The sequence below is a fragment of the Brevibacterium samyangense genome, from assembly GCF_039529845.1.
GTDB classification, from domain to species: domain Bacteria; phylum Actinomycetota; class Actinomycetes; order Actinomycetales; family Brevibacteriaceae; genus Brevibacterium; species Brevibacterium samyangense.
The window spans coordinates 1-2,859 of the sequence record NZ_BAAANO010000050.1 but is presented as its reverse complement, the minus strand read 5'-3'; the positions used below and the strand labels follow the sequence as shown (position 1 = coordinate 2,859).

The 2,859-nt window shown below is 59.7% G+C and carries 2 protein-coding genes and 2 pseudogenes; 3 read left to right on the top strand and 1 reads right to left on the bottom strand.

All coding sequences use genetic code 11. The features are described from left to right. Positions 1–306, top strand: a pseudogene (locus ABD172_RS15240) (phytoene desaturase); the annotation flags it as partial. A 38-nt stretch (positions 307–344) separates the two neighbouring features. Here ABD172_RS15240 and ABD172_RS15235 read toward each other — a convergent pair. Then, positions 345–1,670, bottom strand: a complete 1,326-nt coding sequence (locus tag ABD172_RS15235) for a cryptochrome/photolyase family protein (RefSeq protein WP_344311065.1) — start codon at positions 1,668–1,670, stop codon at positions 345–347. 82 nt (positions 1,671–1,752) lie between these two features. Between ABD172_RS15235 and ABD172_RS15230 the strand changes: the two genes are divergently transcribed. Both ABD172_RS15230 and ABD172_RS15225 read left to right on the top strand, forming a co-directional pair. Continuing rightward, the gene (locus tag ABD172_RS15230; RefSeq protein WP_344311063.1) at positions 1,753–2,250 is read left to right on the top strand and encodes a hypothetical protein; all 498 of its coding nucleotides are present in this window, start codon (positions 1,753–1,755) and stop codon (positions 2,248–2,250) included. 101 nt (positions 2,251–2,351) lie between these two features. Continuing rightward, a pseudogene (locus ABD172_RS15225) lies at positions 2,352–2,859 on the top strand (IS1634 family transposase); the annotation flags it as partial.

The following is a 2,859-nucleotide window of genomic DNA, read 5'->3' as shown; positions in this document are numbered from 1 at the left end:
GAACGCATCGTGTCTCGCCAAACAATCGGGCCGGCTGATTTTGCTCGCGACTACTCATCCTGGCGAGGGGGCATGCTCGGACCATCCCATATTCTGCGACAGAGCGCAATGTTCCGAGCACAGAATGTCTCCAAGCGGGTAGCCGGACTCTTCTACGCTGGCGCGACGACCGCACCTGGTGTGGGTGTTCCGATGTGCCTCATCAGTGCTGAACTTGTTCTGAAGCATATCCGTGGCGACCGTACCGCAGGACCAACCGCCCCACAGACCAGTTCATCAGGGTCGGAGCTGGGGCAGCACGTATGACTCCAATAAAATCCAGCCTGACGATGAGTGATCGCAGGTCAACGAACCAGAGCGTGGTACGCCTGAAGAGCATCTGCCCGGGTGGTTTTCAAGTCAATGATCTTTGGCAACGTCATACTGTATGGAGCCCATTTACTTACATACGCACCGTCTGGGTCAAACTTCTTTTGTTGCAGATCAGGGTTGAAAATACGAAAGTACGGGGCTGCGTCGGCACCGCACCCAGCGACCCACTGCCAGTTGAACGGGTTACTCGCCTCGTCGGCATCAACAAGGGTGTCCCAGAACCACGCCTCGCCAATTCTCCAGTCAAGCCCCAAGTTCTTGGTGAGCAACGAGGCAGCGATCATGCGTACCCGATTATGCATGAAGCCCGTCTGCCAGAGTTCTTGCATACCCGCGTCGACGATCCCGAACCCCGTGCGCCCAAACTTCCACGCGTCGAATCCTGCGTTGCGTTCAACGATCCAAGGGAATGTGTCGAAGCGGGCATTGAGGTTGCGCTGTTCGAGGGGGCCGAAGTGAAATGCCGTGTGCTTGGCGAATTCACGCCACCCGAGCTCCGAGAGAAACATCCCGACGTGTCCGCCTGTCGACAGGGTCTGGTGCCAGACCTCGCGTGGGCTGATTTCCCCCCACCGCAAGTGGGGCGAAAGCTCGGATCCCGTCTCTTCTGCGGGAAAATCTCTTCGAGAGTATCGCTGCACTCGGTCTTCGAGGAACTCACCGAGCGTTCGATGAGCTGCACACTCACCCGGTTCCCACCGGCTGGAGATACCAGCAGCCCAATCAGGGTTGGCAGGAGTCAACAGCCAGGAGTCCAAAGATTCACTCTCGATATCACGTTGCACACTCGTCAATTGTTTGGGGGCCGGAAGTGGGTCTGCGGGTGTGTGCCCCGATGTGCATGCCCGCCAGAATGCGGAGTACACCTGATAGGGGGTGCCCGTCCGGGTTGCGATTGTCCACGGTTCGAACAGCAAATCACCAGGGTAGGAACGAACTACGACACCGGACTGCCGCAGCGCGGTCTTAAGCTTTGTGTCGTGATCTCTCGCCGCGCCATACCGCCGGTTCCACAACACCCGATCTGCGCCGCACGCACGTGCTACGGCAGGGATGAGTTCTTCTGCCGCGCCGCGGCGCAAAACAAGTGGAATCCCGAGTTGTCCAAGCGAATGCTCCAGCGCGCGAAGCGACTGGTGCAACCACCATTTTGCGGCTCCCCCAAGCGGTCGAAGGTGTTCAGATACTTCATCGAGAAGGTAGAGCACGACCACGCCGTCGGCATCGTCTGCGGCGGCGCTGAGCGCAGCATTGTCGCTCAGTCTCAAATCATCGCGGAGCCACACGAGGGTTGTCATCTCACTATCGTAAGGCTCGCACTGAATATCCACCTGCGCCTGATAGGCACAGGCAATAACAGGGGTAGGACGAATGTTTTATATGCAGATTCGGACCGTGGTGCCCATGGAGTGCTCGGCGAATATCGCTTGGCGCGCCGTTCACGATCCAGCTGTGGCAACAAAGCTGTACTGGCCGCTGCTCCAGATGCGGGCCAAGTTCGGAGCTCAGTTGCCGCAGGCGTTCCTTTCAGGATCCCAAGTAGATGTCGCACTGTATCTCTTCGGAAGGTTCTGTGTCGGTTCGCAGCGGATAACGATCGAAGATCTCCCACAGGACAAATTCGCTCCAGGGACAAGAACGATGCGGGATGCCGGGATGCCACTGAGTGGCCCACTCGCGCTCCTCAAATATTGGAATCACGAAATCTCCATCTGCCCAACAAGATTCCACACCGCTATTTGGAACGACGAACTCACCATCGGCGGAATTTTCGCGCCAGTCTTTTTCGTCTTACTCCAACCCATGTGGCATTGGCGAGGCACGAAGCTCAGACGCCTTTCACGTCATTGGGACGACCTGAGTTTGGTCAGGGTGTGATCAGTCGGGCTTCCGCACCGCTGTGACCAGGGGATTCTCTCTCGGCGGGTGCCGATTTCACACACTAACCGTGGGTCCGGAACGCGGATACGATCGACATCGTGTACCTCCGCCATGTCCGCACCGCCTCCGGCGCGACCGCCGTCCAGGTCGCCGAGTACCGGCACGGGCGCGAACACGTGCTCACACACATCGGTTCGGCACACACCCAAGCCGAACTCGGGATCCTCGACGCCCGGGCCCGGACATGGATCGCCGGCGAAGGACAGGGCGAACTCGACCTCGGACTCGAACCGACGTACCCGGTCCGTGAACCGACTCCCGCACCACCACCGGCGGCACTGTTCGACCCGCCCGCGCAGGTTCCGGAACGCTCAGGGCCGGCACGGGTCGTCGGCACGAGCGCCCGACTGTTGTACGACACGCTCGCCGGCGTGTACGACTCCCTCGGATTCCACGCGGCGGTAGGAGACGACTGGTTCCGTGACCTCGTGATCGCACGGGTCGTCGAACCGACCTCGATGAGCGATTCCAGACGCGTACTCGAAGAGACCGGGATTCCTCCGGTGCACCGGAACACCTTCCACGCCGCGCTGCGTCGGTGCGGGA